This is a genomic window from Streptomyces sp. NPDC048392 (assembly GCF_043200575.1).
Classification (GTDB): Bacteria; Actinomycetota; Actinomycetes; order Streptomycetales; family Streptomycetaceae; genus Streptomyces.
In genome coordinates this window covers 2,612-5,384 of sequence record NZ_JBICYB010000053.1, presented here as the reverse complement: position 1 = coordinate 5,384, position 2,773 = coordinate 2,612, and the positions used below count along the sequence as shown (strand labels likewise).

At 73.9% G+C, this 2,773-nt stretch carries 4 protein-coding genes; 1 reads left to right on the top strand and 3 read right to left on the bottom strand.

Annotated features, from left to right (window positions below):
• Positions 1–152 precede the first annotated feature (152 nt).
• Positions 153–530, bottom strand: a complete 378-nt coding sequence (locus tag ACGFYH_RS34560) for a fic family toxin-antitoxin system, toxin component (protein WP_393807121.1) — start codon at positions 528–530, stop codon at positions 153–155.
• Positions 530–769, bottom strand: coding sequence for a hypothetical protein (locus ACGFYH_RS34555; RefSeq protein ID WP_250760010.1), 240 nt, complete (start codon positions 767–769; stop codon positions 530–532). Before ACGFYH_RS34555 ends, ACGFYH_RS34560 begins: the two co-directional genes overlap by 1 nt.
• Before the next feature lie 238 nt (positions 770–1,007).
• Here ACGFYH_RS34555 and ACGFYH_RS34550 point away from each other — a divergent pair, with 238 nt between their 5' ends.
• On the top strand, positions 1,008–1,328 hold the full coding sequence (locus ACGFYH_RS34550; protein ID WP_393807120.1) for a hypothetical protein: 321 nt from the start codon (positions 1,008–1,010) through the stop codon (positions 1,326–1,328).
• Positions 1,329–1,561: 233 nt separating this feature from the next.
• Here the strand turns inward: ACGFYH_RS34550 and ACGFYH_RS34545 are convergent, their stop codons facing one another.
• A complete protein-coding gene (locus ACGFYH_RS34545; protein ID WP_393807119.1) occupies positions 1,562–2,470 on the bottom strand; it encodes a hypothetical protein in 909 nt (302 codons plus the stop codon).
• Positions 2,471–2,773 lie beyond the last annotated feature (303 nt).

Sequence of the window (2,773 nt, the reverse complement as noted above, 5' to 3'; positions counted from 1 at the left end):
CGCCCCCCCCCCCGGGGGGGGGGGGGGGGGCCCCCCCCCCGCCCCCCCCCGGCCCCGGGGGGGGGGGGCCCCCGGGGGGGGGGGCCCCGGGGGGGGGGGGGGCCGGCCCCCCCCCCCCCGGGCCTCGGAGGGCGGTGGCGGGCCTGCGGGCGTCAGGTGGTGGTGGGCCAGGTCCGCAGCAGAGCGGCGATCTTCCCTGCGGTGCAGGCGGGGTCAAGGAGCAGGTCCTTCAGGGCGATGGCGTCCTCACGGCCGGGTTTGACGGAGATCCCGGCGGCTTCGAGGTACAGGACGCCGGTCGCGGCGGCGACGGCCATGTTGGAGCGCTCCAGCCAGCGGCACCGGCCCAGTGTGTGCACCAGGGCGGCGGCTTTGGCGTAGGGGCCGCCGTAGACGGGCTGCTCGAACAGTTCGGCGCGGTGGCGGGCGACTGCCGAGATGGGAACGCCGTAGTCGTCGGGGGCCGGATCGTGCGCCCCGGCGGCCTCGGCGACGTGCAGGATCCAGGGAACGTCGATGTGCAGGTCCATCAGGCCGCGCGTGCTCCCCTGGGTGTTTGCTGGGCTTGTTCGGCCTCGTCGAAGACCGCCTGGTGTTCGGCCAGGAAGCGGGCGGCCGCGTCCACCGCTCGGGCGCGCAGGCCGCTGGCATCGTCCTGTACCAGCCTGGCGAGGTAGTCCCCGATGCTCAGTCCCAGGTCGGCGGCGCGTTTCTTCGCGAGTTCCGCAACGTCCTCATCCACGCGCGCGCCTAGCTGTGTCTTCGCCATACCAGCATGGTAACAGGTGTTACCGGAACAGGGGGGTGCTGGCCCGGTGATCTCCGTCCAGTCCCCGTCGGAGAGGGCGGGTAACCAGGCCCTCATGACCAGCGTCCAGTCGCCGGCCAGCCACTCGGGGCGGGCCCTCGGTACTGGCCGTGTCACCGCTGGCCCGGGTGGTCGCAAAGGCCCGGGCGCTGCTGGAGCGCCTCGGCGGCAGCGCGCACGGTCCGCGGGCAGCCGCGTAGTGGCGGGGATCGCGGTCGTCCTGGACCACACGACCGCGGGAGCGTTGTACGACCTGAAGGACCCGTTCAACGAGGCGGTCGCCGCGTTCTACGTCCAGGCCTTTGGAGGACTCGGGGAGCTGTATGCGCCGGTGTTGTCCCTGACGGCAGGCGACGCCGAACGCCCCGGGCTGCTCGGCTGCATCAAGGGACTGCGGTTCATCCGGATCGAGGCGTTCGGCACCGACGCCGCGGTCACCGCCACCCGGGCCGCCCGCCCCTCCGCCACGCCGCCCGCCCCTCCGCCACGCATCCCGCCGGCCGGTACCTTCTCACCCTGATGCCGAAGGCGTACACGGGCACCGGCGTCCAAGCCGTCCACCGAGACCAGTAGCCGTCGGCCGCTCAGCGGCAGAAGCTGGGGCGGCTCCAGCACCGCTCTTGAGCATCTTGCAGGCAGCACCCGGCCGATGACAGCTCCGGGGAGCGACATACAGAGCGCCGCCCCGCCCGCCCGTAGAGTGCGCCTTTGGCCGACTCCCGCGCCAGGCGGTCTCGGGTAGGGCCGGTGCTCCTACGGACGCGGGCCCTGCTGTGGTGCAGCGGCTGAGGGCAGAGGCTGCTGGATGCTTGGGTGTTCTGCCGTGTGGCCGCTCGGCCTGGATGTGTGCGGTGCCCGCGCTGCGGGGGCGGAACGGGCGAGGGCTTCAGCGGCCTGCCTGAGGCGTTGCTCCGTGGCGGCCTGGAGCTCGTCGGCCTTGGCCTGCAAGGCCTGCAGGGTGGCGGGGTCCTCCAGCGCCGTGCGCAGCTCCTCGTAGGAAATGCGCTCCTCTTCGGCGGCGTCGGCCGGGCGTTGCGGAAAGACGAGCTCCAGGGCCCGCCGCCTGCGTTCCGGATCTTCCCCGCGGAAGTCCGCGAGGAACTGCCGCTTGGTTTCCAGGTCTGCCCCGATGTCCGGGCGCCCTGTCGTACTGTCCCGGGTCACCCAGAAGACTGGGCCGGAATCCGGCTCGGCGGAGCCGGGCCCGGATTCCGGCGCCTCCGGCTGGGTACGGCGCAGTTGCCGCCAGCGGGACCGCACGCGGTCAAGCGACTCGTCGCTGGGGCCCCCCGACTCGGCCGGGGTTGCTGTAGGGGTGAGCGGCTCTTTCGCCGCAGCCCACTGAGCCCCCCACTCTTGCGCGAGAGTTTCGGCCTGGCGGTCTGTATCGCGCGGTATCCAGTCTGGTTCATGGATCGGCTGCGCCTGCCAGGACAGGGATCGCACGCGCCTGGCGATCAGCCCTGGCGTGTCCGGGCTGTCGCTGTCCGCCGCCGCGTGCGCCGGCATGAAGTCCGCTGCCGCGATCTCGCGGACCTGGGTGGTGCAGGCGTCGAGGCTGTCGCTGTCGTAGGGGTGGCGGGCCACGACGAGATGCCCGTGGAGGCTGGCATCCCGGGCCGCGGCGCGCAGCGGTTCCACCATGTCCTGGTTGCGCAGCACGTTCCCATGGACGGCCAGCACCCCGTCCGGGTCGAATCCTGTCGGCCAGCTCGCGGCCTGCGCGGGAGACAGGAAGGTGAGCTCGGCCAGGCCGAGCTGCGTGGCCAGGCGGGCGGTTGCCTCCCTAAGGAGCTCGGCGTCAACGATCGTCAGCGTCTTTCCGCTGGCGGCCGCGATCCCGACAGCCGCAGCAACGAGTGTCTGCGGGGCGGGGGGGGCCGGGGGGGGGGGGGGCCGGGGGGGGGGGGGCGGCCCCCGGGGGGGGGGGGGGGGGGCCGGGCGGCGCGACCGGCGCGGCGCGCC

What these genes read in the sequence shown, in the direction of transcription:
- ACGFYH_RS34555 (WP_250760010.1), bottom strand. Translation starts at nt 769, where the DNA reads ATGGCGAAGACACAGCTAGGCGCGCGCGTGGATGAGGACGTTGCGGAA.
- ACGFYH_RS34560 (WP_393807121.1), bottom strand. Translation starts at nt 530, where the DNA reads ATGGACCTGCACATCGACGTTCCCTGGATCCTGCACGTCGCCGAGGCC.